Raw genomic sequence first — 14,912 nt, 5'->3', positions numbered from 1 at the left:
GGGCTGGCATTTTGCCTTTAGGATGTACACAATGAGACAGAAGAGCTATGCGACTGCCGCTTCTACTTCGACGGGCACAATAACACTGGCGTGATTGCCTTTTGGCCCCTGGTGGACATCAAACTGAACGGATTGTCCAGCTTTTAGCGTTCTGTAACCATCCATCTGAATGGTGGAATAATGAGCGAAAATATCTTCGCCGCCGCCTTCAGGGCAGATGAAACCAAACCCTTTGGCATTGTTGAACCACTTAACAGTACCCTTTTCCATGCTTCGACATCCTTCGCAAATCTTATACAAGTAAGATGGAATAAACCGGGGTCAGAGAGGGGGCTGTTCAAAACCTCGCCAACTCTAGAAATACAATTTAGAGAATTAGGGCGAGCCGTCAAGCATTTGACAGGGGACAAGGGGCAGGTATGAATCAAAAATTTGAAGCAGTTAACGCTATTGACAGGAATGTGACAGATGTCGCTGATGCCAACGATAGATGATAGTTATCTATCATGTGGAGTAGATTGGTCAGGCAAATAAGCTCTTGTCAGCGGCAGGGCGTTCTGCCGATAACCGTAACCGAAGATGATAACTGACAATGGGTAAAACGAACGACTGGCTGGACTTTGAACAACTGGCGGAAGAAAAAGTTCGCGACGCGCTAAAACCGCCATCTATGTATAAAGTGATATTAGTCAATGATGATTACACTCCGATGGAGTTTGTTATTGACGTGTTACAAAAATTCTTTTCTTATGATGTAGAACGTGCAACGCAATTGATGCTCGCTGTTCACTACCAGGGGAAGGCCATTTGCGGAGTCTTTACCGCCGAGGTTGCAGAAACCAAAGTGGCGATGGTGAACAAGTACGCGAGGGAGAATGAGCATCCATTGCTGTGTACGCTAGAAAAAGCCTGAATGCAGGCATAAAAATTGGGGGAGGTGCCTATGCTCAATCAAGAACTGGAACTCAGTTTAAATATGGCTTTCGCCAGAGCGCGCGAGCACCGTCATGAGTTTATGACCGTCGAGCACTTGTTACTGGCGCTGCTCAGTAACCCATCTGCCCGGGAGGCGCTGGAAGCGTGTTCTGTGGATTTGGTTGCGCTCCGTCAGGAACTGGAAGCCTTTATTGAACAAACCACACCCGTTCTGCCTGCCAGTGAAGAGGAGCGCGACACACAGCCGACGCTGAGTTTTCAGCGTGTACTGCAACGTGCGGTCTTCCATGTCCAGTCCTCCGGTCGCAATGAGGTTACCGGTGCAAACGTTCTGGTCGCTATCTTTAGCGAACAGGAGTCGCAGGCGGCATATCTGTTGCGTAAACATGAAGTCAGCCGTCTCGATGTGGTGAACTTTATCTCTCATGGCACGCGTAAAGACGAGCCGACACAGTCTTCTGATCCTGGCAGCCAGCCAAACAGCGAAGAACAAGCTGGTGGGGAGGAACGTATGGAGAATTTCACGACGAACCTGAATCAGCTTGCGCGCGTGGGCGGAATCGACCCACTGATTGGTCGTGAGAAGGAGCTGGAGCGTGCTATTCAGGTTCTCTGCCGTCGCCGTAAAAACAACCCGCTGCTGGTGGGGGAATCTGGTGTCGGTAAAACCGCGATTGCGGAAGGTCTTGCCTGGCGAATTGTTCAGGGCGATGTGCCGGAAGTGATGGCTGACTGTACGATTTACTCTCTCGATATCGGTTCTCTGTTAGCGGGCACAAAATATCGCGGCGACTTTGAAAAACGTTTTAAAGCGTTGCTCAAGCAGCTGGAGCAGGACACTAACAGCATCCTGTTTATTGATGAGATCCACACCATTATCGGTGCGGGTGCAGCGTCTGGTGGTCAGGTCGATGCGGCTAACCTAATCAAACCGTTGCTCTCCAGCGGTAAAATTCGTGTAATTGGTTCGACAACCTATCAGGAGTTCAGCAACATTTTCGAGAAAGACCGTGCTCTGGCGCGTCGCTTCCAGAAAATTGATATTACTGAACCGTCGATCGAAGAAACTGTTCAAATCATCAATGGCCTGAAACCGAAGTATGAAGCGCACCACGACGTGCGTTATACCGCAAAAGCGGTGCGTGCGGCGGTAGAGCTGGCGGTGAAATACATTAACGATCGTCATCTGCCGGATAAAGCCATTGATGTTATCGACGAAGCGGGCGCTCGCGCACGCCTGATGCCGGTAAGCAAACGCAAGAAAACCGTTAATGTGGCGGATATTGAGTCCGTGGTGGCCCGTATTGCACGCATTCCAGAGAAGAGTGTTTCTCAGAGTGATCGTGATACCCTGAAAAACCTCGGCGATCGCTTGAAAATGCTGGTCTTCGGTCAGGATAAAGCCATTGAGGCGCTGACTGAAGCCATTAAGATGGCGCGTGCAGGTTTAGGTCACGAACATAAACCGGTTGGTTCGTTCCTGTTTGCCGGCCCTACCGGGGTCGGGAAAACAGAGGTGACGGTACAGCTTTCGAAAGCTTTGGGCATTGAGCTTCTGCGCTTTGATATGTCCGAGTATATGGAACGCCATACCGTCAGCCGTCTTATTGGTGCGCCTCCGGGATACGTTGGTTTTGATCAGGGCGGTTTGCTGACTGATGCGGTCATCAAGCATCCACATGCGGTGCTGCTGCTGGACGAAATCGAGAAAGCGCACCCGGACGTGTTCAATATTCTGTTGCAGGTGATGGATAACGGTACGCTGACCGATAACAACGGACGCAAAGCAGACTTCCGTAACGTGGTGCTGGTGATGACCACCAACGCCGGGGTACGGGAAACTGAGCGCAAATCCATTGGTCTTATCCACCAGGATAACAGCACCGATGCGATGGAAGAGATCAAGAAGATCTTTACACCGGAATTCCGTAACCGTCTCGACAACATTATCTGGTTTGATCATCTGTCAACCGACGTGATCCATCAGGTGGTGGATAAATTCATCGTCGAGTTGCAGGTTCAGCTGGATCAGAAAGGTGTTTCTCTGGAAGTGAGCCAGGAAGCGCGTAACTGGCTGGCCGAGAAAGGTTACGACCGGGCAATGGGCGCTCGTCCGATGGCGCGTGTCATCCAGGACAACCTGAAAAAACCGCTCGCCAACGAACTGCTGTTTGGTTCGCTGGTGGACGGCGGTCAGGTCACCGTCGCACTGGATAAAGCGAAAAATGAGCTGACTTACGGATTCCAGAGTGCACAAAAGCACAAGGCGGAAGCAGCGCATTAATCTGATTGTCAGGTAGGTTGGTCAAGTCCGTAATCTCGAAAGAGGTTACGGACTTTTTATTTATGGGGTGGAACGGTGAAAACCCTATTTTTGGAGGTGAAGGTAAGTTGTTGATAATTAGTGCTGCTGGAAGGTAAGGATAAAAAAGGGTGCTGCAGGAGAATGGGATGGTTTTGCTTTATTAACAACGGGCTAAACGTGTAGTATTTGAGTTCACTGCCGTACAGGCAGCTTAGAAAAACCTACCGTCTTGGCTAGCGGTTGCAGCGAACGTTCACTGCCGTACAGGCAGCTTAGAAATTCACAGGTAACATACTCCACCCACCATGTTCACTGCCGTACAGACAGATAAAATGCGAAAAAAAAGCTCGCACTTTCGTACGAGCTCTTCTTTAAATATGGCGGTGAGGGGGGGATTCGAACCCCCGATACGTTGCCGTATACACACTTTCCAGGCGTGCTCCTTCAGCCACTCGGACACCTCACCAAATTGTTTTGCTGCCAAACCTCATGGGTGGCAACGGGGCGCTACTATAGGGAGTTGGAGTAAAACGGTCAAGAAGAATTTTAATGATAATTATTGTTTGCTCATACTGTAAACAACTTGTGCAGTATATCTACATCGAGACAAGTTATGGACTTATACTTCCAAAGTACTTCATACATATCACAAAATAAAAAGGCCGGTTAAACCGACCTTTTACTCGTTCTTTCTCTTCGCCCATCAGGCGGTAAAACAATCAGCGACTACGGAAGACAATGCGGCCTTTGCTCAGGTCGTACGGGGTCAGTTCAACAGTCACTTTGTCGCCCGTCAGGATGCGGATGTAGTTTTTGCGCATTTTACCGGAGATGTGTGCAGTAACCACGTGACCGTTTTCTAACTCTACGCGGAACATGGTATTAGGCAACGTTTCAAGAACGGTACCTTGCATTTCAATATTGTCTTCTTTGGCCATCTAATCCTCTGGGGTATCACTACCGTAATTTGAACCGGCAAGATAATGCCGAAGTTCTGTAAATAAGTAAAGATTTGCGCGCTAAATCGCAACAAACAGGTTCGGCACATTACTCCGAAAACACACGGCTAAGCCGCACCAAAAGCGCAACGTATAAGGGAGCGGTGAGATAAACGATGGGCGTTACCTGACGCGAAAAATTCCTTATCGGCAGCGGGGTAATGAGCGTAACCAACTCTGCGACCGCAATTATAACACTCTGGGGAGAAATGTGCCGAAAACATTCATTCTTGTGGTGAAAACAAGCACCGTGGTACCCAGAAATTATTCGGCAATCGTCCGAGGCGCATTTGATTGAGATAATTAAGGTAATCCCGGCGGGGAATTTCGCAGGCACCAAGCGATGCTGTGTGATCGTTAAGGACCTGGCAGTCGATAAGCTTACCGCCATGACCGATAAATTCCTCACAGAATACCAGAAGCGCCGTTTTAGACGCATTTTCCATCCGGCTGAACATGGACTCGCCACAAAATAGCGTTCCCTGGGCCACGCCGTACATACCGCCGACAAGCTCATCTTCACGCCAGACTTCAATGGAGTGGGCATGACCGAGTTCGTGAAGGCGATGGTAGGCTTCGACCACGCCACGCGTGATCCAGGTTCCTTCTTCGCGATCGCTGGCACAGCCTTCAATGACCTGACCAAAAGCGTAATTCATCGTGACACGATAGGGCGAGCGTTTATGAAATCGCTTCATACTACGGCTGATATGCAGTGATTCTGGCCATAGCACCGCGCGGGGATCGGGCGACCACCAGAGGATGGGGTCGCCTGGAGAAAACCACGGAAAAATACCACGCTGATAAGCCATTAACAGGCGCGCAGGGCTAAGATCGCCCCCAAGTGCCAGCAGGCCGTTAGGCTCACGTAATGCGCCTTCCGGGGAAGGGAAGGCTATTGAATGGCGAGAAAGCTGAACCAGGCGCATGACCGCAAAACTCCACGCAAGTCGGATCGTTCAATAATAGCTTACAAACCCTGCTTGAACTGGTAATAACGCCCCTGTCTGGCAAGCAGTTCTGCGTGAGTACCTTGCTCAATAATTTGCCCGTTGTCCATCACTATTATTTGTTGGAAACGAGAGAGTCCGCGAAGTCGATGGGTGACCATTAACACCGTTTTCTCACGCATCATTTCTGCAAGCAATTCAAGGATCTGGCTTTCGGTTGTGGCATCTAAGCCTTCGGTAGGTTCATCCAGCAACACCAGTGGCGCATCATGTAACAGCGCACGGGCGATAGCCAGACGGCGCAGTTCACCACCGGAGAGCTGGCGTCCGCCTTCACCTAACCAACTGTTGAGACCTGCATCCTCGAGCAGCTTTTCCAGGCCAACGCGACGCAAGATCTCCGACAGAGCCTCATCACTACTGCCAAGCGAGGCGAGTAAAAGATTATCACGCAGCGTGGCGCTAAACAGATGCACTCGCTGAGGAACAACGCTGATGGTCTGTCGTAGAGCCGCTTCATTCAGGCTGGCTATGGGGCTATCGTTAAGCAAAATCTCGCCCTGTTGCGGGTCCCATGCGCGGGTCAGCAGTTGTAACAGTGTTGATTTGCCGCATCCGGTTCGCCCGAGAATCGCTATATGTTCCCCGGCGTTTACCTGAAGAGAAATCCCTTTAAGTGCCTGTTGAGATTGCTCCGGATAAGTGAACTGAACATCCCGTAACGTCAGCGAAACGCGATCGGCAACACGAGTTTGGGTATCAGGAAAGGTGACCTCCGGTTTTTGATCCGTTAAGTCAGAGATACGTACGGCAGAGGCAATGACTTGCCCCAGATGCTGAAATGCACCTGTTACTGGTGCCAGTGCTTCAAACGCGGCTAACGCGCAGAAGACAAACAGGGCAATTAACGCGCCGGGTTGAGCATTGCCGCCAACGCCGCCAGACGCCATCCACAGCATCAGGATCACCGCTAACGCGCCAATGAGCAGCATTATCGCTTGCGACAATGCGGTCAGTTCAGATTGACGGCGTTGCGCTTCCAGCCATTGAATTTCTGTATTCTCTAGTTGCGTGCGATAACGATCGCTGGCACCAAAAATGGTCAGCTCAGCTTGCCCTTGCAGCCAGGCCGTCAGTTGTTGGCGATACTGCCCGCGAAGATGAGTCATATTTTGCCCGGCGCTTTTTCCCGCACGATAAAACAGCGGTGGCATCAGGAAAAGCGTCAGTAACATAATGCCGCCCAGCGTAAAGGCGAGGGTGAAATCAAGGAAACTTAACCCGACTGTCACCACCATAATCACCACAAAAGCGCCCACCAGCGGCGAGATAACGCGCAGGTAAAGATGATCGAGCGTATCAACATCCGCCACCACGCGGTTGAGCAATTCGCCCTGACGATAGCGCGCCAGTCCGGCAGGGGAGAGGGGCAACAATTTGCTGAAGGTGTAAATGCGCAGATGCTGCAACACGCGGAAAGTCGCGTCGTGACTTACCAGACGTTCAAAATAACGCCCGGCAGTACGGGTGATTGCTGCACCACGCACGCCCGCAGCGGGTAGCATATAGTTGAAGCTGTACAGTCCGGCAACCCCCGCAACCGCTGAGGCCGAGAGGAACCAGCCGGAAAGTGTCAACAGACCGATACTGGCGAGCAGCGTCACAATTGCCAGCACAATACCAAGACTTAACATCCATTTATGACGTTTATACAGTGCCAGATAGGGTAGCAAAGCGCGCATTTAAATCTCCTCCTGACGATGGGCCAGTAATGTGGCGAATGGGCCACCAGTCACACTTAATTCCGCGTAACGTCCTTGCTCAATAATCTGACCATCCTGCATTACCCAAATGACATCCCAGTCAGCAAGATCTTCTAACTGGTGGGTGACCATTAACGTTGTTTGGCGCAGAGAGGCGGCATTCAGCGCCTCCATTACGCGCTGTTCACTGTGAGCATCAAGGCTGGCAGCGGGTTCATCCAACAGTAATAGCGAACAGGGATTTAGTAACGCACGGGCCACCGCCACGCGCTGCGCCTGCCCCACGGAAAGGCGGGCAGCCTGGTCGCCAACAGGCGTATCAACGCCTTGTGGCAGGAGCGGTAGAAACTCGCTGACCCAGGCGTTATCCAGCGCTGCTTGTAATTCTTGTTCGCTGGCATCAGGTCGCGCCAGTAGTACGTTATCCCGCAATGTTGCTGCCGGTAATTGTGGGTTTTGCCCAACCCAGGAGAGATGTTTACGCCATGATTCTGGTGATAAATCGCGTAATTCTATCCCGTTGATTCGTAATGATCCCTGATATGAGAGAAAACCAGAAAGCGCGTTCAGCAGTGAGCTTTTACCTGAACCGCTGCGACCAACCAACACTGCACGTTGGCCTGCTGGCAAAGTAAAGTTCAGCGGTCCGGCCAGCGTTTTACCTTCCGGCGACGTGATAAACAGATCCTCGGCCTCAATGGTCAGCGGATCGGTCAATGCTAATTCCGCCTCACCGCGCTGCGGATGGGCGAGCGGGGTTTCCATAAACGTTTTCAGACTGTCAGCTGCACCAACAGCCTGGGCTTTAGCATGATAAAACGTACCGAGATCGCGTAATGGCTGGAAAAACTCTGGCGCAAGGATCAGGGCCAGAAAACCCGCAGCCAGCGTCACGCCAGTATCGTAGTGACCAAAATCCAGCTCGCCGAGATAGGAAAAACCAAAGTAGACCGCCACCAGAGCAATTGACAGCGAGGTAAAAAATTCGAGAATGCCGGAGGATAAAAACGCCAGTCGTAGCACTTCCATTGTCCGTTGGCGGAAATCTTCCGAAGCAGAACGAATACTTTCAATTTCAGCTTCACCACGACCAAAAATACGCAATGTTTCCATGCCGCGCAGGCGATCGAGGAAATGCCCACTTAAGCGAGCAAGAGCGAGAAAGTTACGTCGGTTAGCATCGGCAGCCCCCATTCCAACCAGCGCCATAAACAACGGAATTAGCGGTGCTGTGCCCAGCAGAATGAGCGCCGCAGCCCAGTTAGAGGGGAAGATCGCCACCACAATCAGCAACGGCACCGACACTGCCAGCGCCATTTGCGGCAGATAGCGTGCATAGTAATCATGCATATCGTCAATTTGCTCGAGTACCAGCGTCGCCCAGCTCCCCGCAGGTTTACCCTGAATCCACGCTGGCCCTGCTTGTTGCAGACGGTCGAGAACCTGACGGCGGATGGCAAAGCGGATATGCTGCCCGGCGTGATAACCCACCCGTTCGCGTAACCAGACCACCCATGCGCGCAGTACAAAGGTCAGAACCAGTAACGTAAAGGGAAGCAGCAGGGCTTCACGGGGAATATTCTCCATAATCATATGTTGCAGAATTCGCGCCATGAACCAGGCCTGGGCAATGATCAATATGCCGCTCACAAAGCCCAGCAGACGAGAAATATTCAGCCAACGTTGGGAGATGACGCTTTGCTGTTTTAACCAGCGGGTTAACTCTTTTTGACGAGATTTATTCATTGCACGCTTAGCAGGTGAGTTATCAGAATTATTTGCAGAGCAATGTTACAACGGGGAAAAAATAAAGGCGACCCATAGTCGCATGGTGTCGCCTTCTTTACTTTTGTTACTGATTTGTAAAATTATTTTGCGTCAGCTAAACCATCGAGGTAGCGTTCCGCATCAAGTGCTGCCATGCAGCCTGTACCGGCCGAAGTAATGGCCTGGCGATAAATGTGATCCATCACGTCGCCTGCGGCAAAGACGCCAGGAATGCTGGTCTGGGTGGCATTACCATGAATACCCGACTGTACTTTGATGTAGCCGTTTTCCAGTTCCAGCTGCCCTTCGAAAATCGCAGTATTCGGGCTGTGACCGATAGCAACAAACAGACCGGCAACGTCGAGTGACTCGATGTTATCGCTGTTTTGCGTATCGCGCAGACGAACGCCAGTGACACCCATTTGATCGCCGGTCACTTCTTCCAGCGTACGGTTGGTGTGCAGAATGATGTTGCCGTTCTCCACTTTATCCATCAGGCGCTTAATGAGGATTTTTTCCGCGCGGAAACCGTCACGGCGGTGAATCAGATGCACTTCCGAAGCGATGTTAGACAGATACAGCGCCTCTTCAACCGCGGTATTGCCGCCGCCGATGACCGCAACTTTCTGGTTGCGATAGAAGAAACCGTCGCAGGTTGCACAAGCAGAAACCCCACGGCCTTTAAAGGCTTCTTCAGAGGGCAGGCCGAGATAGCGTGCAGAAGCTCCGGTGGCAATAATCAGCGCGTCGCAAGTGTATTCGCCGTTATCGCCATTCAGACGGAACGGACGGTTTTGCAGATCCACCTTGTTGATATGATCAAAAATGATCTCAGTTTCAAACTTGGTGGCATGTTCGTGCATGCGCTCCATTAATAACGGACCGGTCAGATCGTTTGGATCGCCAGGCCAGTTTTCCACTTCCGTGGTGGTGGTCAGTTGGCCGCCTTTTTCCATGCCGGTAATCAGCACAGGTTGCAGGTTGGCGCGCGCCGCGTAGACAGCAGCGGTGTATCCCGCCGGGCCTGAACCCAGGATAAGCAGTTTACTGTGTTTGGTCGTGCCCATGAGATCCCCATAGTTGTTGGCAGACAATGGGCAGGATTGTAGGGAATTTACAGACGTAAAAAAAGAGTATGACGATTTTGTTAACAATTTGTGCAATCGGCAGCATCGATAAGCAGGTCAAATTCTCCCGTCATTATCACCTCTGCTACTTAAATTTCCCGCTTTATAAGCCGATTAAATGATGAATAAACGCCCCTGTTAATGAATATCTGGCATGTTGTACTAAAAATCGATGTTTTGCTTTGACAATCCCCTGGTGTTTTGCGAAAACATTCGAGGAAGAAAAAAAACAGTATTCTTATATGCGCATAACCATGCATGTAAATACCATGTTTACCGTGCTAGTGAAATCTACGTATGGCGTGGACAGACGCCATTCGTGATGTCGATAGCTGCCACAAGGCAACGGTCTTCTCACCGTAGACCCAGGCATTGCGCGCCGTGAATCTTCATGATTTCGGTCTATCGTGACGGGTAGCGACTCTGAACAGTGATGTTTCAGGGTCAGACAGGAGTAGGGAAGGAATACAGAGAGACAATAATAATGGTAGATAGCAAGAAGCGCCCTGGCAAAGATCTCGACCGTATCGATCGTAACATTCTTAATGAGTTGCAAAAGGATGGGCGTATTTCTAACGTCGAGCTTTCTAAACGTGTGGGACTTTCCCCAACGCCGTGCCTTGAGCGTGTGCGTCGGCTGGAAAGACAAGGGTTTATTCAGGGCTATACGGCGCTGCTTAACCCCCATTATCTGGATGCATCACTTCTGGTATTCGTTGAGATTACTCTGAATCGTGGCGCACCGGATGTGTTTGAACAATTCAATACCGCTGTACAAAAACTTGAAGAAATTCAGGAGTGTCATTTAGTATCCGGTGATTTCGACTACCTGTTGAAAACACGCGTGCCGGATATGTCAGCCTACCGTAAGTTGCTGGGGGAAACCCTGCTGCGTCTGCCTGGCGTCAATGACACACGGACATACGTTGTTATGGAAGAAGTCAAGCAGAGTAATCGTCTGGTTATTAAGACGCGCTAACACGGAACAGGTGCAAAATCGGCGTATTTTGATTACACTCCTGTTAATCCATACAGCAACAGTACTGGGGTAACCTGGTACTGTTGTCCGTTTTAGCATCGGGCAGGAAAAGCCTGTAACCTGGAGAGCCTTTCTTGAGCCAGGAATACACTGAAGACAAAGAAGTCACATTGACAAAGTTAAGTAGCGGCCGCCGCCTTCTGGAGGCGTTGCTGATCCTTATTGTCCTGTTTGCCGTCTGGTTGATGGCTGCCTTACTAAGCTTTAACCCTTCGGACCCCAGCTGGTCGCAAACGGCCTGGCATGAACCTATCCATAATTTAGGTGGGATGCCCGGTGCGTGGTTGGCAGATACGCTGTTCTTTATTTTTGGCGTGATGGCTTACACCATTCCCGTCATTATTGTCGGCGGTTGTTGGTTTGCCTGGCGTCATCAGTCCAGCGACGAATACATTGATTATTTTGCCGTTTCGCTACGCATCATTGGCGTTTTGGCGCTCATCCTTACCTCCTGTGGTCTGGCGGCAATCAACGCTGACGATATCTGGTATTTTGCCTCCGGTGGCGTCATTGGCAGCTTACTAAGCACTACGCTACAACCACTGCTACACAGTAGCGGGGGAACTATTGCGCTGCTCTGCGTTTGGGCAGCGGGCCTGACGTTGTTCACCGGTTGGTCATGGGTGACCATTGCTGAAAAACTCGGCGGCTGGATTTTAAACATTCTCACCTTCGCCAGTAATCGTACCCGTCGCGATGATACCTGGGTCGATGAAGATGAGTATGAAGACGACGAAGAGTATGAAGATGAAAATCACGGCAAACAGCATGAATCACGCCGTGCCCGTATTCTTCGCGGCGCGCTAGCGCGTCGTAAACGGTTGGCGGAAAAATTCATTAATCCGATGGGGCGGCAAACAGACGCTGCGTTGTTCTCCGGTAAGCGGATGGATGATGACGAAGAGATTACCTACACTGCACGCGGTGTGGCTGCCGACCCGGACGACGTCCTATTTTCGGGCAATCGTGCAACGCAGCCAGAATATGACGAATACGATCCATTATTAAACGGTGCGCCAATTACCGAACCTGTCGCTGTAGCAGCTGCTGCTACCACGGCGACACAAAGCTGGGCTGCGCCGGTTGAACCTGTGACTCAGACGCCGCCTGTTGCCTCTGTTGATGTTCCACCTGCGCAACCTACAGTAGCCTGGCAGCCTGTACCGGGTCCACAAACGGGAGAGCCGGTTATTGCTCCTGCACCGGAAGGTTACCCACAGCAGTCACAATATGCGCAGCCTGCAGTGCAATATAATGAGCCGCTGCAACAACCAGTACAGCCGCAGCAGCCGTATTATGCACCTGCAGCTGAACAACCTGCGCAACAGCCGTATTATGCCCCTGCGCCAGAACAACCGGTGGCAGGTAACGCCTGGCAAGCCGAAGAGCAGCAATCCACTTTTGCTCCACAGTCTACATACCAGACTGAGCAAACTTATCAGCAGCCAGCCGCTCAGGAGCCGTTGTACCAACAGCCGCAACCCGTTGAACAGCAGCCTGTTGTGGAGCCTGAACCCGTTGTAGAAGAGACAAAACCCGCGCGTCCGCCGCTTTACTACTTTGAAGAAGTTGAAGAGAAGCGAGCCCGTGAACGTGAACAACTTGCGGCCTGGTATCAACCGATTCCAGAACCGGTTAAAGAACCAGAACCGATCAAATCTTCGCTGAAAGCACCTTCTGTTGCAGCAGTACCTCCAGTAGAAGCCGCTGCCGCTGTTTCCCCGCTGGCATCTGGCGTGAAAAAAGCGACACTGGCGACGGGGGCTGCCGCAACCGTTGCCGCGCCAGTCTTCAGTCTGGCAAATAGCGGTGGACCGCGTCCTCAGGTCAAAGAGGGGATTGGTCCGCAGTTGCCACGACCGAAACGTATCCGCGTGCCAACTCGTCGTGAACTGGCGTCTTACGGTATTAAGCTGCCCTCACAGCGTGCGGCGGAAGAAAAAGCCCGTGAAGCCCAGCGCAATCAGTACGATTCTGGCGATCAGTACAACGATGATGAAATCGATGCGATGCAGCAGGATGAACTGGCACGTCAGTTCGCCCAGACACAGCAGCAACGCTATGGCGAACAGTATCAACATGATGTGCCCGTAAACGCAGAAGATGCAGATGCTGCGGCAGAGGCTGAACTGGCTCGTCAGTTTGCGCAAACTCAACAACAACGTTATTCCGGCGAACAACCGGCTGGGGCGAATCCGTTCTCGCTGGATGATTTTGAATTTTCGCCAATGAAAGCGTTGCTGGATGATGGTCCACACGAACCGTTGTTTACGCCAATTGTTGAACCTGTACAGCAGCCGCAACAACCGGTTGCACCGCAGCAGCAATATCAGCAGCCGCAACAACCAGTTCCGCCGCAGCCGCAGTATCAGCAGCCGCAACAACCGGTTGCGCCACAGCAGCAATATCAGCAGCCGCAACAACCGGTTGCGCCGCAGCAGCAGTATCAGCAGCCACAACAGCCAGTTGCGCCACAACCGCAGGATACCCTGCTTCATCCGCTGTTGATGCGTAATGGCGACAGCCGTCCGTTGCATAAACCGACGACGCCGCTGCCTTCTCTGGATTTGCTGACACCGCCGCCGAGCGAAGTGGAGCCGGTAGATACCTTTGCGCTTGAACAAATGGCTCGCCTGGTGGAAGCGCGTCTGGCTGATTTCCGTATTAAAGCCGATGTCGTCAATTACTCTCCGGGGCCGGTTATCACTCGCTTTGAATTGAACCTGGCACCGGGCGTAAAAGCGGCGCGCATTTCTAACTTGTCACGGGACCTTGCCCGTTCACTTTCGACGGTGGCGGTGCGTGTCGTTGAAGTTATTCCTGGCAAACCCTATGTAGGTCTGGAGTTACCGAATAAAAAACGACAAACCGTTTATCTGCGCGAAGTTTTGGATAACGCCAAATTCCGCGATAATCCGTCGCCATTAACCGTGGTGCTGGGTAAAGATATCGCCGGTGAGCCGGTGGTTGCCGATCTGGCGAAAATGCCGCACTTGTTGGTTGCGGGGACTACCGGTTCCGGTAAATCTGTCGGTGTGAACGCGATGATCCTGAGCATGCTTTATAAAGCACAGCCAGAAGATGTGCGTTTCATCATGATCGACCCGAAAATGCTGGAGCTTTCGGTTTATGAAGGCATTCCGCATCTGTTAACGGAAGTCGTTACTGATATGAAAGATGCCGCCAACGCGCTGCGCTGGTGTGTTAACGAGATGGAGCGTCGGTATAAACTGATGTCTGCGCTGGGTGTGCGTAATCTGGCGGGTTATAACGAAAAAATTGCTGAAGCCGATCGCATGATGCGTCCGATTCCAGACCCGTACTGGAAGCCGGGTGACAGTATGGATGCCCAGCATCCGGTGCTGAAAAAAGAACCATACATTGTGGTGTTGGTTGACGAATTTGCCGACCTGATGATGACGGTAGGTAAAAAAGTGGAAGAGCTGATAGCACGTCTGGCGCAAAAAGCCCGTGCCGCGGGTATCCACCTCGTACTGGCAACTCAGCGTCCATCGGTTGATGTTATTACTGGTCTGATTAAAGCGAATATTCCGACCCGTATCGCCTTTACCGTATCCAGTAAGATTGACTCACGTACCATTCTTGATCAGGCTGGCGCGGAATCACTGCTGGGTATGGGGGATATGCTCTACTCTGGGCCGAACTCCACGTTGCCGGTACGTGTCCATGGTGCTTTTGTTCGCGATCAGGAAGTTCATGCCGTGGTGCAGGACTGGAAAGCGCGTGGTCGCCCACAGTATGTTGATGGCATCACCTCCGACAGCGAAAGCGAAGGTGGTGCGGGTGGTTTCGATGGCGCTGAAGAACTGGATCCGTTGTTCGATCAGGCGGTGCAGTTTGTCACTGAAAAACGCAAAGCGTCAATTTCTGGCGTACAGCGTCAGTTCCGCATTGGTTATAACCGTGCAGCGCGTATTATCGAACAGATGGAAGCGCAGGGGATTGTCAGCGAACAGGGGCACAACGGTAATCGTGAAGTGCTGGCCCCACCGCCGTTTGACTAATT

At 51.6% G+C, this 14,912-nt stretch carries 11 protein-coding genes and 1 tRNA gene; 5 read left to right on the top strand and 7 right to left on the bottom strand.

What is annotated here, in order from left to right:
• Positions 1 to 45 precede the first annotated feature (45 nt).
• Positions 46 to 270, bottom strand: coding sequence for a cold shock-like protein CspD (gene cspD / locus ACU8XX_RS15980; RefSeq protein ID WP_000410785.1), 225 nt, complete (start codon positions 268 to 270; stop codon positions 46 to 48).
• Positions 271 to 419: 149 nt separating this feature from the next.
• Between cspD and yljB the strand changes: the two genes are divergently transcribed.
• The 3 genes from yljB to clpA all read left to right on the top strand — a co-directional run bounded on the left by yljB (position 420) and on the right by clpA (position 3,220).
• Entirely contained in the window at positions 420 to 494 is a 75-nt protein-coding gene (gene yljB, locus ACU8XX_RS15975) for a protein YljB (protein WP_001406719.1), read from the top strand.
• A 98-nt stretch (positions 495 to 592) separates the two neighbouring features.
• Positions 593 to 913 carry an ATP-dependent Clp protease adapter ClpS gene (gene clpS / locus ACU8XX_RS15970; protein WP_000520792.1) on the top strand — a complete coding sequence of 107 codons (321 nt, stop codon included), beginning with the start codon at positions 593 to 595 and terminating at the stop codon, positions 911 to 913.
• A 30-nt stretch (positions 914 to 943) separates the two neighbouring features.
• On the top strand, positions 944 to 3,220 hold the full coding sequence (gene clpA, locus ACU8XX_RS15965) for an ATP-dependent Clp protease ATP-binding subunit ClpA (protein WP_000934040.1): 2,277 nt from the start codon (positions 944 to 946) through the stop codon (positions 3,218 to 3,220).
• Positions 3,221 to 3,619: 399 nt separating this feature from the next.
• Here the strand turns inward: clpA and ACU8XX_RS15960 are convergent.
• The 6 genes from ACU8XX_RS15960 to trxB all read right to left on the bottom strand — a co-directional run bounded on the left by ACU8XX_RS15960 (position 3,620) and on the right by trxB (position 9,786).
• Positions 3,620 to 3,707, bottom strand: a tRNA-Ser gene (locus ACU8XX_RS15960).
• Positions 3,708 to 3,960: 253 nt separating this feature from the next.
• Positions 3,961 to 4,179 (bottom strand): translation initiation factor IF-1, encoded by a 219-nt coding sequence (gene infA, locus ACU8XX_RS15955; RefSeq protein ID WP_001040187.1) that lies wholly within the window; start codon positions 4,177 to 4,179, stop codon positions 3,961 to 3,963.
• Positions 4,180 to 4,463: 284 nt separating this feature from the next.
• On the bottom strand, positions 4,464 to 5,168 hold the full coding sequence (gene aat, locus ACU8XX_RS15950; RefSeq protein WP_001241678.1) for a leucyl/phenylalanyl-tRNA--protein transferase: 705 nt from the start codon (positions 5,166 to 5,168) through the stop codon (positions 4,464 to 4,466).
• 41 nt (positions 5,169 to 5,209) lie between these two features.
• The gene (cydC, locus tag ACU8XX_RS15945; protein WP_016241998.1) at positions 5,210 to 6,931 is read right to left on the bottom strand and encodes a heme ABC transporter ATP-binding protein/permease CydC; all 1,722 of its coding nucleotides are present in this window, start codon (positions 6,929 to 6,931) and stop codon (positions 5,210 to 5,212) included.
• Positions 6,932 to 8,698 (bottom strand): heme ABC transporter permease/ATP-binding protein CydD, encoded by a 1,767-nt coding sequence (cydD, locus tag ACU8XX_RS15940; protein WP_001043575.1) that lies wholly within the window; start codon positions 8,696 to 8,698, stop codon positions 6,932 to 6,934.
• A 122-nt stretch (positions 8,699 to 8,820) separates the two neighbouring features.
• Complete coding sequence (trxB, locus tag ACU8XX_RS15935; RefSeq protein WP_000537418.1) at positions 8,821 to 9,786, bottom strand: thioredoxin-disulfide reductase; 966 nt, start codon at positions 9,784 to 9,786, stop codon at positions 8,821 to 8,823.
• A gap of 544 nt (positions 9,787 to 10,330) precedes the next feature.
• On the opposite strand from trxB, the gene lrp reads away from it, so the two are divergent.
• A complete protein-coding gene (gene lrp, locus ACU8XX_RS15930; protein WP_000228473.1) occupies positions 10,331 to 10,825 on the top strand; it encodes a leucine-responsive transcriptional regulator Lrp in 495 nt (164 codons plus the stop codon).
• Positions 10,826 to 10,959: 134 nt separating this feature from the next.
• Positions 10,960 to 14,910 carry a DNA translocase FtsK gene (gene ftsK / locus ACU8XX_RS15925; RefSeq protein ID WP_016241999.1) on the top strand — a complete coding sequence of 1,317 codons (3,951 nt, stop codon included), beginning with the start codon at positions 10,960 to 10,962 and terminating at the stop codon, positions 14,908 to 14,910.
• Positions 14,911 to 14,912: the final 2 nt, after the last annotated feature.

The organism is Escherichia sp. MAL-1 (assembly GCF_052948035.1).
This window is presented reverse-complemented; position numbering and strand designations above follow the sequence as displayed.